Annotated in this window: 15 protein-coding genes; 9 read left to right on the top strand and 6 right to left on the bottom strand. The window is 69.3% G+C overall.

All coding sequences use genetic code 11. From position 1 onward, the window contains the following. The first annotated feature begins 57 nt into the window (after positions 1 to 57). Positions 58 to 1,662, top strand: a complete 1,605-nt coding sequence (locus ACFYXF_RS26510) for an MFS transporter (protein WP_389352940.1) — start codon at positions 58 to 60, stop codon at positions 1,660 to 1,662. Here the strand turns inward: ACFYXF_RS26510 and ACFYXF_RS26505 are convergent. Next, the gene (locus tag ACFYXF_RS26505) at positions 1,659 to 2,093 is read right to left on the bottom strand and encodes a hypothetical protein (protein WP_389352939.1); all 435 of its coding nucleotides are present in this window, start codon (positions 2,091 to 2,093) and stop codon (positions 1,659 to 1,661) included. The genes ACFYXF_RS26510 and ACFYXF_RS26505 overlap by 4 nt on opposite strands. Positions 2,094 to 2,393: 300 nt before the next feature. Here ACFYXF_RS26505 and ACFYXF_RS26500 point away from each other — a divergent pair, with 300 nt between their 5' ends. Then, positions 2,394 to 3,794: a DUF2252 domain-containing protein gene (locus ACFYXF_RS26500; RefSeq protein WP_389352937.1), complete on the top strand. Its 1,401-nt coding sequence runs from the start codon at positions 2,394 to 2,396 to the stop codon at positions 3,792 to 3,794. Positions 3,795 to 3,812: 18 nt separating this feature from the next. Continuing rightward, positions 3,813 to 4,232, top strand: coding sequence for a PLDc N-terminal domain-containing protein (locus ACFYXF_RS26495; protein ID WP_389352935.1), 420 nt, complete (start codon positions 3,813 to 3,815; stop codon positions 4,230 to 4,232). Between the two features lie 3 nt (positions 4,233 to 4,235). On the opposite strand, the gene ACFYXF_RS26490 is transcribed toward ACFYXF_RS26495, so the two are convergent. Next, positions 4,236 to 5,147, bottom strand: coding sequence for a sulfotransferase family protein (locus ACFYXF_RS26490; protein ID WP_389352934.1), 912 nt, complete (start codon positions 5,145 to 5,147; stop codon positions 4,236 to 4,238). 183 nt (positions 5,148 to 5,330) lie between these two features. On the opposite strand from ACFYXF_RS26490, the gene ACFYXF_RS26485 reads away from it, so the two are divergent. Continuing rightward, on the top strand, positions 5,331 to 5,945 hold the full coding sequence (locus tag ACFYXF_RS26485) for a Uma2 family endonuclease (protein WP_389352932.1): 615 nt from the start codon (positions 5,331 to 5,333) through the stop codon (positions 5,943 to 5,945). A gap of 3 nt (positions 5,946 to 5,948) precedes the next feature. Here ACFYXF_RS26485 and ACFYXF_RS26480 read toward each other — a convergent pair whose 3' ends face one another. Beyond that, the gene (locus ACFYXF_RS26480) at positions 5,949 to 6,401 is read right to left on the bottom strand and encodes a GNAT family N-acetyltransferase (protein WP_389352931.1); all 453 of its coding nucleotides are present in this window, start codon (positions 6,399 to 6,401) and stop codon (positions 5,949 to 5,951) included. A gap of 309 nt (positions 6,402 to 6,710) precedes the next feature. Here ACFYXF_RS26480 and ACFYXF_RS26475 point away from each other — a divergent pair, with 309 nt between their 5' ends. Continuing rightward, positions 6,711 to 7,484: a LuxR C-terminal-related transcriptional regulator gene (locus ACFYXF_RS26475; RefSeq protein ID WP_369035454.1), complete on the top strand. Its 774-nt coding sequence runs from the start codon at positions 6,711 to 6,713 to the stop codon at positions 7,482 to 7,484. A 19-nt stretch (positions 7,485 to 7,503) separates the two neighbouring features. On the opposite strand, the gene ACFYXF_RS26470 is transcribed toward ACFYXF_RS26475, so the two are convergent. Next, positions 7,504 to 8,001, bottom strand: coding sequence for a MarR family winged helix-turn-helix transcriptional regulator (locus ACFYXF_RS26470; RefSeq protein ID WP_105974558.1), 498 nt, complete (start codon positions 7,999 to 8,001; stop codon positions 7,504 to 7,506). A 117-nt stretch (positions 8,002 to 8,118) separates the two neighbouring features. On the opposite strand from ACFYXF_RS26470, the gene ACFYXF_RS26465 reads away from it, so the two are divergent. From ACFYXF_RS26465 to ACFYXF_RS26455, 3 genes are all read left to right on the top strand, one after another. After that, positions 8,119 to 8,934, top strand: a complete 816-nt coding sequence (locus ACFYXF_RS26465; RefSeq protein ID WP_389352928.1) for a trans-aconitate 2-methyltransferase — start codon at positions 8,119 to 8,121, stop codon at positions 8,932 to 8,934. A 3-nt stretch (positions 8,935 to 8,937) separates the two neighbouring features. Continuing rightward, positions 8,938 to 9,309, top strand: coding sequence for a VOC family protein (locus ACFYXF_RS26460; RefSeq protein WP_389352926.1), 372 nt, complete (start codon positions 8,938 to 8,940; stop codon positions 9,307 to 9,309). 102 nt (positions 9,310 to 9,411) lie between these two features. Next, the gene (locus tag ACFYXF_RS26455; protein ID WP_389352924.1) at positions 9,412 to 10,035 is read left to right on the top strand and encodes a Uma2 family endonuclease; all 624 of its coding nucleotides are present in this window, start codon (positions 9,412 to 9,414) and stop codon (positions 10,033 to 10,035) included. 6 nt (positions 10,036 to 10,041) lie between these two features. On the opposite strand, the gene ACFYXF_RS26450 is transcribed toward ACFYXF_RS26455, so the two are convergent. Continuing rightward, the gene (locus ACFYXF_RS26450) at positions 10,042 to 10,719 is read right to left on the bottom strand and encodes a TetR family transcriptional regulator (RefSeq protein ID WP_389352922.1); all 678 of its coding nucleotides are present in this window, start codon (positions 10,717 to 10,719) and stop codon (positions 10,042 to 10,044) included. Further along, positions 10,716 to 11,741, bottom strand: coding sequence for an acyl-CoA desaturase (locus ACFYXF_RS26445; RefSeq protein WP_389352920.1), 1,026 nt, complete (start codon positions 11,739 to 11,741; stop codon positions 10,716 to 10,718). The genes ACFYXF_RS26450 and ACFYXF_RS26445 overlap by 4 nt, the downstream gene beginning before the upstream one ends. A gap of 276 nt (positions 11,742 to 12,017) precedes the next feature. On the opposite strand from ACFYXF_RS26445, the gene ppc reads away from it, so the two are divergent. After that, positions 12,018 to 14,759 (top strand): phosphoenolpyruvate carboxylase, encoded by a 2,742-nt coding sequence (ppc, locus tag ACFYXF_RS26440; protein WP_389352918.1) that lies wholly within the window; start codon positions 12,018 to 12,020, stop codon positions 14,757 to 14,759. Positions 14,760 to 14,794: the final 35 nt, after the last annotated feature.

Here is a 14,794-nt window from a genome sequence, read left to right as displayed (position 1 = left end):
GTTGACGTCCGTGGCGGGTCACGGGTCGCCCTTCGGGTCGGCTGGGACGATGCGCCCATGGCACCCGGAACAGGCACAGCCGAGAGTGCGGCAACAGCGCGACTCGTCCTACTGACACTCGCCGCCGGTCAGTTCCTGATGGCGCTCGACAGCTCTGTCATGAACGTCTCGATCGCGACGGTGGCCGAGGACGTGGGCACGACGGTGACGGGTGTCCAGGGCGCCATCACGGCCTACACCCTCGTGATGGCGATGTTCATGATCCCCGGTGGCAAGGTGGGGGCGCTGATCGGACGCAAACGCGCGTTCCTGATCGGCTGCGTCATCTACGGCTGCGGCTCCCTCACCACGTCCCTCGCACCGAACCTGCCCGTACTGCTGATCGGCTGGTCGTTCCTGGAGGGGATCGGGGCGGCACTCATCATGCCCGCGATCGTGGCGCTCGTGGCAAGCAACTTCGCCGTCGACCGCCGTCCCGCCGCCTACGGACTCGTCGCGGCGGCGGGCGCCGTGGCCATCGCGCTCGGGCCGCTCATCGGCGGTGTCGCGACGACGTACTTCTCCTGGCGCTGGGTCTTCGCCGGCGAGGTCGTCGTGGTGCTCGGCATCCTGGTCCTGGGCCGCCGTATCGCGGACGTGCCGGTCGGCGAACGCCCGCACATCGATCTCGTCGGCGCGCTGCTGTCCGCCCTGGGGCTGGGAGCCTTCGTCTACGGCGTACTCCGCTCCAGCGAATGGGGCTGGTTCCGGCCGAAGCCCGACGGACCCTCGTGGTTCGGGATCTCACCGACCGTGTGGCTGATGTTCGCCGGTCTGCTGCTGGTCTGGCTCTTCCTCCGCTGGGAGGCCCGCCTGGAGGAACGGCACGGCGAGCCGCTCGTCGACCCGGCCATGCTGCACAACAAGCAGCTCACCGGCGGGCTGACGATGTTCTTCTTCCAGTACCTCGTGCAGATGGGCGTCTTCTTCGTCGTACCGCTCTATCTGTCGGTGGCCCTGGGCCTGTCCGCGCTCTCGACCGGTGCCCGCATCCTGCCGCTCTCGCTGACCCTGCTGGCAGCCGCCGTCCTGATCCCCCGCCTCCTCCCGGACGTCTCGCCGCGGCGGGTCGTGAGGCTCGGGGTCCTCGCGCTGTTCGCGGGCGCGGTGGTCCTGATGGCCGCGCTCGACGCGGACTCCGGCGCGTCGGTCGTCACCGTTCCCCTCCTGCTGATCGGGCTCGGCATGGGAGCGCTGGCGTCCCAGCTCGGTTCCGTCACCGTGTCCGCGGTGTCGAAGGCGCAGACCGCGGAGGTCGGCGGTGTGCAGAACGCGGTGACCAACCTCGGCGCGTCGATGGGTACGGCACTCGCCGGGTCGATCCTGATCGCCACGCTCACGTCCTCGTTCCTGACCGCCGTGGACCAGAATCCCGATGTCCCGTCCGGCGTCAAGAGCCAGGCCGCCGTCGAACTCCAGGACGGCGCGCCCTTCCTGTCGGACGCCCAGCTCAAGACCGCCCTCGCCAAGGAGGGCGCGAGCAGCGAGGTGACCCAGGCGGCACTCGACGCGAACGCCGACGCCAGGATCGAGGGTCTGCGTGCCGCACTGGCCCTCCTCGCCCTCGCCGCCCTCCTCGCGATGTTCTTCACCCACAGGATCCCGAAGACTCAACCCCGCTAGTGGTCCGACGGGCTGGGTGCGGTGCACAGGGCCCAGATCACCACCGCGTTGAGCGCGATGAGGACGATGGCCCAGAACGGCGCGTACGGGATCCAGAGGAAGTTCGCCAGCATGGCCAGGCCGGCCAGTGCCACGCCGACGACCCTGGCCCAGGTGGCGCCCTGGAACAGAGCGACTCCGGCGAGAGTGATGACCACCCCCAGGATCAGATGGATCCAGCCCCATGCGGTGAGGTCGAACTCGTACACGTAGTTGCGGGTGGTGACGAACACGTCGTCGTCGGCGATGGCGGCGATGCCCGAGAAGAGCGCCATCAGTCCGCCGAAGATCATCAGGACGCCGGCGAAGACCACCCAGCCGCTGCCGACCCCCGTGTGCGCGGAACTTCGCGCTGCCGTACCCGAGTGGGCTCCGGTCACATGACTGGCCATGGCTGGTTCCTTTCCTGAGGACGGGCGCAGGCGATCACGCCGAGGGCCCGGACGATCGGAAGGGCACCCCACGACGGCATGGTCACCTCTGGGACGAGAAGGCGGATCTGCTGGTCCGCGCTGGTTCCGAGCATGGAATGTCCCTCGGTCACGGTGCCCCTGCGTCCAGCCTCCTCCTCCGGCCCGTGGCTCGCCACAGGTGACCTTGCCGGCCGAGATGCCCGCGGGTGCCGAGTGTGGAACGGTGGGAGAGGGCTGGGGCACGTCTCCACCGGGCGGCTCCGCCCTGGAGGTGGCGACATGGCTGACCAGATCGACGGAAACCTTCCCGAAGAACGGGCAGCGCGAGGACGGGCCGCCCGGGCGGACGCGCCACGCTCCGCCCACGCGGAGTACCGGCCCGCGGCGAAACGACCGGACCCGGTGGACACCATCGAGGCACAGTCCGCCGCCCGGGTCCCGGAACTCGTGCCCATCCGCTACGGGCGGATGCTGGAGTCCCCCTTCCGCTTCTACCGGGGCGCCGCCGCCATCATGGCCGGTGACCTGGCCGACACCCCCCGCTCGGGCATCACCGCGCAGCTGTGCGGGGACGCGCATCTGCTGAACTTCCGGCTGCTCGCCTCACCTGAGCGGCACCTCGTCTTCGACATCAACGACTTCGACGAGACCCTGCCGGGCCCCTGGGAGTGGGACGTCAAGAGGCTGGCCGCGAGCCTCGCCATCGCCGGACGCGAGAACGGCTACACGGACGCCGAACGGGCCTCCGTCGTACGCGCCGCCGTACGGTCCTACCGCGAGCGGATGCGCGACTTCGCCGGCCAGGGCAACCTCGCCGTCTGGTACACCCAGGTCGACATGGACGCGATGCAGGAGCTGGCGGACCAGAAGCTGGGCTCGCGGGCCCGCAAGCGCACCCGGCGGGCCATGAGCAAGGCCCGTGGCCGCGACAGCCTCCAGGCCTTCGAGAAGCTCACGGAGGTGGTCGACGGCCGGCGCAGGATCGCCCCCGACCCGCCCCTGATCGTGCCGGCCCAGGACCTGCTGACGGGCGGCGAGCGCGACGCCCTGGAGGAACAGCTGCGCGAGCTGATCAAGCGGTACGCCCACAGCGTGCAGTCCGACCGCCGCCAGCTGCTGCGGCAGTACCGGTTCGTCGACATGGCCCGCAAGGTCGTCGGGGTCGGCAGCGTCGGCACCCGTTGCTGGATCATCCTGCTGCTGGGCAGGGACGACGAGGACCCGCTGCTCCTCCAGGCCAAGGAGGCCGACCGGTCGGTGCTGGCCCCGTACGCCGGGGCGAGCGTCCACGACAACCAGGGTCATCGGGTCGTCGCCGGGCAGCGCCTCATGCAGGCCACCAGCGACATCTTCCTCGGCTGGGAACGCGTCACCGGCATCGACGGACGCCAACGCGACTTCTACGTCCGCCAGTTGCGGGACTGGAAGGGCATCGCCGAACCCCAGTTCATGGTTCCCAGGACCATGCGTGCCTTCGGTGAGATCTGCGGCGCCACCCTCGCCCGCGCCCACGCCCGCTCCGGCGACCGCATCGCCATCGCCGCCTACCTCGGCGGCGGCGACGCCTTCGACCGTGCACTCACGGTCTTCGCCGAGAACTACGCCGACCAGAACGAACGCGACCACCAGGCCCTCGTCGACGCCGTACACACCGGCCGGGTCCGCGCGCAGAGCGCGTAGGGAGACAGGAGAACGACCATGAGCAACAGCGTGTATCTGGCATACGACTACCCGCTTCTGGGCGCGTTCTGGACGATGATGTGGATCTTCCTGTGGATCCTGTGGATCGTCCTGCTGTTCCGCGTCATCGGCGATGTCTTCACCGACGACTCGCTGAGCGGGTGGGGGAAGACGGGGTGGACCTTCTTCGTGATCATCCTGCCGTTCCTCGGGATCTTCGTGTACCTGATCGCCCGCGGCCGCGACATGGGCAAGCGGGGACAGCAGGCCGCCAGAGCACGGCAGGAGTCGATGGATGCGTACATCCGTGAAACCGCCGGAAGCACGGGCTCGGTCGGCCACGCGGACGAACTGGCCAAGCTCTCCGAACTCAAGAGCAAGGGCGATCTCACCGAGACGGAGTTCCAGCACGCCAAGGAGAAGGTCCTGTCCTCCTGACGCCTACTGGTACCCCCACGTCCGACACATCTCCCGCAGCACCTCGGGTATCTCCTCGGGCGCCGGAGCCGGCCGGTCCGGCTGGACCTTGCCCGAGCGGATCTTGTCGTTCCAGTCGCCGAAGCCGCCGCCCAGCACCGCGCCCTCCAGGCTGCTGCCGTACTCCAGCATGCCGGGCTGCCACTCCAGGTCCAGGAAGTCGCACAGGGCGCGGAGTTCGGTGGCGGGGTCGGCGGTGAGGTCCTCGTACGTGAGGATGTGGCCGCCCAGTTTCGCGTGGGCCTCCTCCATCGCCTCCATGTACTGCAGCACCCGGGACGCCGCCTCCTCGCGGGTCCGGTCGGGTACCGCCTCGTGCCAGGAGCGGGCGACCGAGGCCGGGTGGCGGCGCAGGAAGACGAAGCGGGCGTCGGGCCAGGTCTCGGCGATGCGCTGCCACTGGAAGGTGTTGCCCGGGGTCTTCTCCACGATGAACGGCTTACCCGACTTGACCAGTTCCCGGTGCAGGGCCCGGTCCCAGAGCAGGCCCTCCAGATCCTCGTAGCCGAGACCGAGCGCCTCGAAGGAGCGTTCCGTGGGGCTGCCGGACTTGAAGTACACCTCCAGGCCGGTCAGATGCAGCTCGTGCGAGGCGTGCAGCTCGGAGTGGGCGCCCAGCATCATGCGGAGCAGCGTCGAGCCCGAGCGCACGGGCGCCAGCACGAAGACCGGACGGTCAAGGAGCCGGTCGACCTCCGGGTCCACCGGATGCCGGGGCGCGGCCGGCGGCCGGGCCGGACGCGGCTGGCGCGGCTTCGGCACGGCGTCGAGGGTGCCGGCCTTCGCACCCGCGACGGTCTTGGGCGCGGGGACCCGGCGCACCTGGTAGCCGGTCGTCTCGGCGAGCTTGGAGTTCAGCTTCCGCAGGATGCTCATGGGGCGGCACGCTAGAACTCTTACCTGAGACTTACCTTGGTCTTGCCTGAGACGGAAGTAAACGCCCGAGGCGAGCGCGAAGAGGTGGTTCCCGATCACCACGTCACCCTTTGTGATGACGGCTCCGGATTCCGCCCGTTACCGTGAGGGTGCAGGCCGAGAATTCCGTCCATGGGAGGAATCATGACCGCCGAGCCCGTTGCCGAGCCGACCGCTGAGCCCGGCTACCGCTGGCCGGTGCCGCCCCAGGACGGGTACACCGTGGACGATCTGCTCACGCTGCCCGACCTCCCGCCGCACACGGAGCTGATCGACGGGAGCCTGGTTTTTGTGAGTCCTCAGCGGGATTTTCACAGCACGATGATCGACCTTCTGGTGACTGGTCTGCGGCGTACGGTCCCCAAGGGGCTGAAGGTCCGCCGCGGGATGACTGTCGTCCTGGACCGTCGCAACGGCCCCGAGCCAGACGTCAGCGTTGTCCGAGCAGGGGCTGTCACCGGACCGGAGCTGACCCGGTTCGAAGCCAAGGACGTCCTGCTCGCCGTGGAGGTCGTCTCCCCCGACTCCGAGGCCCGCGACCGTGACGCCAAGCCCCGCAAGTACGCCGCCGCGGGCATCCCGTACTTCTGGCTCGTCGAGATGGCCGACCCGAACCAGCACCCGGTCGTCCGCGCCTATGAGATCGACCCGGTGAACAAGACGTACGCCCTCACCGGCATCCACCACGACCATCTCAAGCTCACCGCGCCGTACGACATCGACGTCGACATCACCCTGGAAGCGCTCAGCGAACTCTGACCTTCAGACCCCTGGCCGCAACCGCTTCGTCAGCGTGTACTCCGTCACCCCCGGGGGATAGTCCGGGATCACGCACACCACCTCGTACCCCTGCTTCCGGTAGAAGTCCGGCGCCTGGAAGTCCCAGGTTTCCAGGCGTACGTCGGTGCACGCGCGCTCCCCGTGCGCCTTGTGCTCCGCTTCGGCGAGGAGACGGGAACCGAGGCCGCTGCCCCGGTGCGGGGTGTCGACCCAGAGGTACGTCACATGCAGCCAGGTCGTCCAGGTGTGGCCGACCAGGCCCCCCGCCAGCTCACCCTTCGCATCCAACGCCCATACATGGAGCGGGAGTTCACGCTCGGCCGGGGTTCCGCGCAGGGCGCGCAGCACCGGTGATGCCGCCGTGTTCGTGTCGCGCAACCTTGATCGGAGAAGAGAGAGCCATTCCTTGTCGACTTCTGTCTCAATACGAAACATGCGGCACACCATAAACGTGCTGGCCAATCAGTTCTGCGAATTAGCTTCCGCTCCTGCCTCCCGGCCGTACCCTGATGAACAGCACCGGTGGGGGCCGGTGCTGATCAGGGGGCGAGACAGTCGGGTACGACGCCCGGAGTGGGGGTAGCAGTCATCGCACGGCGGCGGCCGCGCGGCAGTGACTGCGGAAGCCCCGTCCCAGGCCAGAACCAACAGCCGGGGACTGCTCCGGGCGTCGTGTCCGCACGGGTTGTCCCCCCGACGATTGGGTGTCCCCAGCTCTTGAGGAGCTCGGGGAAGGGGGTTTCAGTGGTTCGCATCCGAGTCCTGGTCGTCGACGACCACCGCATCTTCGCCGAGTCGCTCGCCGCCGCACTGGCCGCGGAGCCCGACGTCGACGTCTCCGCCGCCGGCAGCGGTCCCGCCGCGCTGCGCAGTCTGGAGCGCGCGGTGGCCGAGGGCCGCCGGTTCGACGTCCTGCTCGTCGACTCCGACCTGGGCGGCAACGTGCCCGGGGCGCGTCCGGCGGTGCCCGTGCAGGAGGGCAACGAGGAAGGGCTGGTCGACGGCATCTCGCTGGTCGCGGGCGTCCGCACGGGCCATCCGCATGTACGGACGGTCGTCCTCGCCGAGAAGGACGACCCGCGGCGGGCCGCACTCGCCCTCCAGGCCGGGGCCTCCGGCTGGGTCGCCAAGGACTGCTCGCTGTCCCGGCTGCTGACCGTCATCAGGGGCGTGCTGCGCGACGAGACGCACCTCCCGCCGGCGCTGCTGACGGGCGTACTGCGCGAGCTGACGGCCGCCCGCAAGCACCGCACCGAGAGCGAGCGACTCGTCGAGTCGTTGACGCCCCGGGAACGGGAAGTGCTGCGGTGCATGGTTGCCGGCCTGGGCCGCAAGGCCGTCGCCGAACGCCTGTTCCTCTCCCCGCACACCGTGCGCACGCACATGCAGAACGTGCTGGGCAAGCTCGGCGTCCACTCCACCCTCGCCGCCGTCGCCCTCGCCCGACGGGCCGGCGTCGGCCCCGTCGACCTGGGACCCACCGCCCGGATCGGCGTGGAGGAGAGCAGCAGCGCCTGACCGGGGACGCCTTCGGCGCTCAGCCGGGGATGTTGTCGAAGGGTGCCGTCAACTGGCGCAGCAGCCCGGCGAGTTCGCCCCGCTGCGCCCGCGACAGCTCCGCCAGGATCGCGCGCTCCTGGTCCAGCAGCCCGGCCAGCGCCTGATCCGCCCTGTCCTGCCCCTCCACCGTGAGCCGCACCAGCACGCCCCGCCGGTCACTGGGGTCGGGGAGCCGCTCCACCAGCCCCTTCTTGGTCAGCCGGTCGATACGGTTCGTCATCGTGCCGGAGGTGACCAGGGTCTGGGTGAGGAGCTGTCCGGGGGAGAGCTGATACGGGTTCCCGGCACGCCGTAGCGCGGTCAGGACGTCGAACTCCCATGGCTCCAGGGCGTGCTCGGCAAAGGCGAGCCGTCGCGCGCGGTCCAGATGCCGGGCCAGCCTGCTGACCCGGCTGAGCACTTCGAGCGGTTCCACGTCGAGGTCCGGGCGCTCCCGGCGCCACGCAGCGACCAGCCGATCGACCTCGTCCTCCATGACGATCAGTGTAGTGGTTGTGTCGACGTGAAGTCTCTTGGGATCAAGTCTCTTGACGTCGAGATACTTGTGGGGTCAGGCTGGACCCGGAGACCGTGACCGACAGGAGGCCCACCCATGCCCGCCCCCACCCCCACCTGGGACCCCACCCAGTACCTCCGCCACGCCGACCACCGAGCCCGCCCCTTCACCGACCTCCTGGCCCGAGTGCCCACCCTCCCCTCGGTCGAGCCCCGCATCGCGGACCTGGGCTGCGGTGCGGGCAACGTCACCACGCTCCTCGCCGACCGCTGGCCCACCGCGCACATCACCGGGTACGACAACTCCGCACCGATGCTGGAACGGGCGGCGCGCTACGCAGGCCCGACGGCGGGCGGCGGGCGCCTCGACTTCGCCCACGCGGACGCCACGGCATGGGCGCCCTCGGAGACGTACGACCTGATCGTCTCGAACGCCGCCCTCCAGTGGGTCGACGGCCACCTCGACGCCTTCCCGGCCTGGCTGGACGCGGTCGCCCCCGGCGGCACCTTCGCCTTCCAGGTCCCGAACAACCTCGACGCACCCCTGCACACCCTGATGCGCGAACTGGGCACAGGCGCCCGCTGGAAGAGCCGCCTGGGCGAGGTGCTACGCCACGAGGACTCGGTCCACGCCCCCCTCGTCTACCTCGACCGCCTGGCCCGCCTGGGCTGCGAGACGGACGTCTGGGAGACGACGTACCTCCACGTCCTACAGGGCGAGGACCCGGTCCTGGACTGGGTCAAGGGCACGGGCCTGCGCCCGGTACTGACGGCGCTGGCCGACGACCCGGAGGCGAGGGACGCGTTCGTCACGGAGTACCGCGACCTGCTCCGGGCGGTGTACCCGACGGAGGAGTACGGGACGGTGCTGCCGTTCCAGCGGCTGTTCGTGGTGGCGCGGAAGGCGGGCTGAGCGATGATCGCCGCCGTCGACCATGTGCAACTGGCCGCCCCGCCCGGCACGGAGGACGCCCTGCGGGCGTATTACGTCGACACCCTAGGCATGACCGAGATCCCGAAGCCACCGGCCCTGGCCGCACGGGGAGGCTGCTGGTTCCAGGCGGGCCCGGTGCAGCTGCATCTGGGCATCGAGAAGGACTTCCACCCGGCCAGGAAGGCCCACCCCGGCCTGCGGGTCGTCGACATCGAGACGTACGCCGAACGGCTCGCCGCTCGTGGGGCGACGGTCACCTGGGACAGCGACCTGCCGGGGCACCGGCGGTTCTACTCCCACGACCCGGTAGGCAACCGGCTGGAGTTCCTGGAACCTGATCACCCGTTCGGATGATCAGGTGAGAAGGGGCGGCATCAGGCGTTTCGCCTCCGTAGCGTTCGGGTGTCGCTTGTGCCGCAGTGGCGCCCGCGCCCACACTGAAGGAGGTGCTTCTTGATGACTGCTCTCGCGCATGAGGTGATTCCCGTGGTGGAGGACGAGCCGGGCTCGACGCTCGACGAGATCCTTTGGGAGACCTGGAAGTCCATGGACCTTCCGGAGGGCTACCGCGCCGAGATCATCGAAGGGTCCATCGAGGTGTCGCCGACCGGTCGCCGTCGTCACGGCGTGCTCATCAACCGCCTCCGGCGGGCGCTGGAGATTCACATGGCGCATGGTGACCATGCGCCATACCAGGACATCAACGTCATCTACCGTCGCAAGTCCTGGATCCCCGACCTCTTCATCGCTCCCAGGGACCTGGACGACATCCCCGACGAGGACGACCTGGGAGTCGACGCGGCGGGAGTTCTCATGGTCGTCGAAGTCGTTTCTCCCGGCCGTCGGAATATCGAGCGCGACCGGGTACGCAAGCGCCGCGAGTACGCCCGGGCAGACATCCCCATCTACGTGATCATCGACGACTTCGACGACGGCGGCGCTGTGTTGGTGTTGACCGAGCCCGATTACAAGAAGGCCATCTACAAGGCGGAGCAGCGTGTCCCCTACGGCGTGGACGTAGTCATCCCCGTCGGCCCCGCCAAGGGCCTCGTGATCGGGGACGCGATCACTCGCGCTTGACCCCCGTCAGCTCTTCCGGCGCCCGATCAAGTGCGGCTTCGCCTCCAGCCCGTCCAGCCCGTTCCATGCCAGGTTCACCAGATGTGCCGCCACCTCCGCCTTGCGCGGGCGGCGTACGTCCAGCCACCACTGGCCCGTCAGGGCGACCATGCCGACCAGGGCCTGGGCGTACAGGGGGGCCAGTTTCGGGTCGAAGCCGCGGCTCTTGAACTCGCGGCCCAGGATGTCCTCCACCTGGGTGGCGATGTCCGAGATGAGAGATGCGAAGGAGCCTGTCGACTGGGGGATGGGGGAGTCGCGGACCAGGATGCGGAAGCCGTCCGTGTACTCCTCGATGTAGTCGAGGAGCGCGAAGGCCGCTTGCTCGCACAGTTCTCGTGGGTGGCCCGCCGTCAGTGAGCTCGTCACCATGTCCAGCAGGCGTCGCATCTCGCGGTCCACCACCACCGCGTACAGGCCCTCCTTGCCGCCGAAGTGCTCGTAGACGACGGGCTTGGAGACGCCGGCCTTCGCCGCGATCTCCTCCACCGACGTCGCCTCGAAGCCCTTCGCGGCGAACAGGGTGCGGCCGATCTCCAGCAACTGGGCCCGGCGCTCGGCACCCGTCATCCGGGTGCGGCGGGGGCGCCGCGGTTTCTCATTGCTCGGAGTGCTGCTGGAGTCGGTCGCCACGCCGTCAATCATGCCGCCTTCGCGGGCTCCTTCCGGCGCCGGGAGCTGTCATCGTCCGTGTTTCGACGGGAATCGATACGTGAGCGTGACGGCCAGCGCACGTCATAGGCCCAGCCGAGCATCTCGAACCAGCGGATGAGCCGCGCCGAGGAATCGATCTGCCCACGCATCACACCGTGCCGCGCCGACGTCGGATCGGCATGGTGCAGGTTGTGCCAGGACTCGCCGCAGGAGAGGACGGCCAGCCACCACACGTTCCCCGAGCGGTCACGCGACTTGAAGGGGCGCTTGCCCACCGCGTGGCAGATCGAGTTGATCGACCACGTGACGTGGTGGAGGAGACAGACCCGGACCAGCGAGCCCCAGAAGAAGCCCGTGAACGCGCCCCACCAGGACATCGTCACCAGGCCGCCGATCAGCGCCGGGAGTGTCAGGGACAGGCCGGCCCAGAGCAGGAACTGGCGCGAGATCGTACGGATCGCCTTGTCCTTGATCAGGTCCGGCGCGTACTTGTCCTGCGGAGTCTGCTCCTCGTCGAACATCCAGCCGATGTGCGCCCACCACAGGCCCTTCATCAGCGCCGGAACCGTCTCCCCGAACCGCCACGGCGAATGCGGGTCGCCCTCCGCGTCCGAGAACTTGTGGTGCTTGCGATGGTCGGCCACCCAGCGCACCAGCGGACCTTCTACGGCCATGGAGCCGGCGATCGCCAGCGCGATCCTGAGCGGTCGTTTCGCCTTGAAGGCGCCGTGCGTGAAGTAGCGGTGGAAACCGATCGTGATGCCGTGACAGCCCAGGTAGTAGAAGAAGACGAGCAGGCCGAGGTCCAGCCAGCTCACCCCCCAGCCCCACGCCAGCGGCACCGCCGCCAGTACCGCGAGGAACGGGACGATGATGAAGAGGAGGAGCGTGATCTGTTCGAGCGACCGTTTCCGTTCGCCACCGAGGGTGGCGGAGGGCAGTGGGGTGCCGTCGGGCACGGTCGGATTCGAGTTCGAAGCGTCTTCGATCACTTCGGAACCTGAGGTGGTCATGCGCGTCCCCTGTGGGGTGATGGGTCCAGTCAGATTGGGCAGAGACCGGGGTACGGGATCCGAGAAAGCCTTCGGATCCTCGGGCTCCCTACGGTTGCGTAACCTACGGCGTCGTAAGTATGGCAGCGCGTCGCCCGGCGGCAAGAGCCCGAAATCCTGCGCGTCCCCATCGACACCTATCCTTAGGTCCGTCGGACAGCGCGGTCCGCTTTGTTTACTTCCCGGATGTTCCGCCCCTATGCCCGCCGAGCCTCCACACTGCAAGGAGCCGCACCTGTGAGCAGTGCCGACGACCATGGCCAGGCCACCACGACGACCAGCGGTGAGCTGCGCGCCGACATCAGGCGCCTGGGCGACCTGCTCGGCGAGACCCTCGTCCGCCAGGAGGGCCCTGAGCTGCTGGAACTCGTGGAGAAGGTCCGCCACCTGACCCGCGAGGACGGCGAGGCCGCCGCCGACCTGCTGCGCGGCACCGAGCTGGAGACCGCCGCCAAGCTCGTCCGCGCCTTCTCCACCTACTTCCACCTCGCGAACGTCACCGAGCAGGTGCACCGGGGCCGCGAACTGCGCGCCAAGCGCGCCGCCGAGGGCGGCCTCCTGGCCCGTACGGCCGACCGCCTCAAGGACGCCGACCCCGACCATCTGCGCGCCACGGTCCGGAATCTCAACGTTCGCCCAGTTTTCACGGCCCACCCGACGGAGGCGGCCCGGCGCTCGGTCCTCAACAAGCTGCGCCGTATCGCCGCCCTGCTGGAGACCCCCGTCATCGAGGCGGACCGCCGCCGCTACGACACCCGTCTGGCCGAGAACATCGACCTCGTATGGCAGACGGACGAACTGCGCGTCGTACGCCCCGAGCCCGCGGACGAGGCCCGCAACGCCATCTACTACCTCGACGAACTGCACGCGGGCGCGGTCGGGGACGTGCTCGAAGACCTCACCGCCGAACTGGAGCGCGTCGGGGTGAAGCTCCCCGACGACACCCGGCCCCTCACCTTCGGCACCTGGATCGGCGGCGACCGCGACGGCAACCCCAATGTGACCCCGCAGGTCACCTGGGACGTCCTGATCCTCCAGCACGAGCACGGCATCAACGACGCGCTCGAACTGATCGACGAGCTGCGCGGCTTCCTCTCCAACTCCATCCGCTACACCGGAGCCACCGAGGAACTCCTGGAGTCCCTCCGGGCCGACATCGAGCTGCTGCCCGAGATCAGCCCCCGCTACAAGCGCCTCAACTCCGAGGAGCCCTACCGCCTCAAGGCCACCTGCATCCGCCAGAAGCTGGAGAACACCAAGCAGCGCCTGGCCAAGGACACCCCGCACCAGCCCGGCCGCGACTACCTCGGCACCGGCCAGCTCCTCGCGGACCTCACCCTCATCCAGACCTCCCTGCGCGAACACCGCGGCGGCCTCTTCGCCGACGGCCGCATGGACCGGACGATCCGCACGCTCGCCGCCTTCGGCCTCCAGCTGGCCACCATGGACGTACGGGAACACGCGGACGCCCACCACCACGCCCTCGGCCAGCTCTTCGACCGCCTGGGCGAGGAGTCCTGGCGGTACGAGGACATGCCCCGCGAGTACCGCAACAAGCTCCTCGCGAAGGAACTGCGGTCGCGCAGGCCGCTGGCGCCCACCCCGGCCCCGCTCGACGCGGCCGGCGCCAAGACGCTCGGCGTGTTCGAGACCGTCAAGAAGGCCCTCGCCGTCTTCGGGCCCGAGGTCATCGAGTCGTACATCATCTCGATGTGCCAGGGCGCCGACGACGTCTTCGCCGCCGCCGTGCTCGCCCGCGAGGCCGGGCTGATCGACCTGCACGCAGGCTGGGCCAAGATCGGCATCGTGCCGCTCCTGGAGACCACCGACGAGCTGAAGGCCGCCGACACGATCCTGGAGGACATGCTCTCCGACCCGTCCTACCGGCGCCTCGTCGCGCTCAGGGGCGATGTCCAGGAGGTCATGCTCGGGTACTCGGACTCCTCCAAGTTCGGCGGCATCACCACCAGCCAGTGGGAGATCCACCGCGCCCAGCGCCGCCTGCGTGACGTGGCGCACCGGTACGGCGTCCGGCTGCGGCTGTTCCACGGCCGTGGTGGCACGGTCGGCCGCGGTGGCGGTCCCTCGCACGACGCGATCCTCGCCCAGCCCTGGGGCACCCTGGAGGGCGAGATCAAGGTCACCGAGCAGGGTGAGGTGATCTCCGACAAGTACCTGGTCCCCTCGCTGGCCCGCGAGAACCTCGAACTGACGGTCGCCGCCACCCTCCAGGCCTCCGCCCTGCACACCTCCCCGCGCCAGTCCGACGAGTCCCTCGCCCGCTGGGACGCGGCCATGGACGTGGTGTCCGACGCCGCCCACGCCGCCTACCGCAGGCTGGTCGAGGACCCGGACCTGCCGACGTACTTCCTCGCCTCCACGCCGGTGGACCAGCTCGCCGATCTGCACCTGGGCTCGCGCCCCTCCCGCCGCCCCGGCTCGGGCGTCTCGCTGGACGGACTGCGCGCGATCCCGTGGGTGTTCGGCTGGACCCAGTCCCGGCAGATCGTGCCCGGCTGGTTCGGCGTCGGGTCGGGCCTGAAGGCGCTGCGGGAAGCGGGCCTCGACACGGTCCTGGACGAGATGCACGAGCAGTGGCACTTCTTCCGCAACTTCATCTCCAACGTCGAGATGACCCTCGCGAAGACCGACCTGCGCATCGCCCAGCACTACGTCGACACCCTCGTCCCCGAGAACCTCAAGCACGTGTTCGACGTCATCCGCGCCGAACACGAACTGACGGTCCGCGAGGTCCTCCGCGTCACCGGCGAGGGCAAGCTCCTGGAGGCCAACCCGGTCCTCCAGCAGACCTTCACCATCCGCGACGCCTACCTGGACCCGATCTCCTACCTCCAGGTCACCCTGCTCAAGCGCCAGCGCGACGCGGCGGCAGCGGGCGCCGAGCCCGACCCGCTCCTGGCCCGCGCCCTGCTCCTCACGGTCAACGGAGTGGCGGCGGGCCTGCGCAACACCGGCTGAGCCGGACGGACACGGCTGAGGGTGCCCTCGTACGC

The organism is Streptomyces sp. NPDC002680, from assembly GCF_042889145.1.
Taxonomy (GTDB): Bacteria; Actinomycetota; Actinomycetes; order Streptomycetales; family Streptomycetaceae; genus Streptomyces; species Streptomyces adonidis.
The sequence above is the reverse complement of the archived record's forward strand: the minus strand, read 5'-3'. Positions and strand labels throughout refer to the sequence as shown.